A 407-nucleotide genomic window follows, 5' to 3' on the forward strand; every position below is an offset into this window, starting at 1 on the left:
GTGCTTCCAGCGCGGCTAATTCGGCTTCCAGCTTACGCAGGGTGACGTCGCCATCAATCGCGTAGTCAATTGCACTGCGTTCCAGCGGCGGTGTTTCCTGCGCCACGTGCGCCAGTTGCCATTTAGCTGGAAATTCTATACTGCCCTGATCCGGATGTAATTCTCCACGCAGCATCGCGAACAGGCTGGACTTACCCGCGCCATTGGAGCCGATCAGACCAATTTTATCGCCGGGGTTGAGCGTCACGTCAACGCTGTCAAATAAAGGTTTGGTACCGCGGGCGAGAATGACTTGTTGCAAACGTATCATAGAGAATTCAATTAGGAGTAAGGCTGTGAGCCGCAGTGCCACAGCTGCTATAACACTGAGGCTGCACTGAGGCTGCACTGAGACTGCACTAAGGCTG

1 protein-coding gene is annotated in these 407 nt (G+C 54.3%); it reads right to left on the reverse strand.

Annotated elements, in window-relative coordinates; translation table 11 throughout:
* The coding region (locus tag KDM89_RS20070; RefSeq protein WP_212689641.1) for an ATP-binding cassette domain-containing protein at positions 1-310 on the reverse strand (310 nt) is incomplete at its 3' end.
* Positions 311-407: the final 97 nt, after the last annotated feature.

The organism is Cognatundibacterium luofuense (genome assembly GCF_018139685.1).
Taxonomy (GTDB): Bacteria; Pseudomonadota; Gammaproteobacteria; order Burkholderiales; family Burkholderiaceae_D; genus Undibacterium; species Undibacterium luofuense.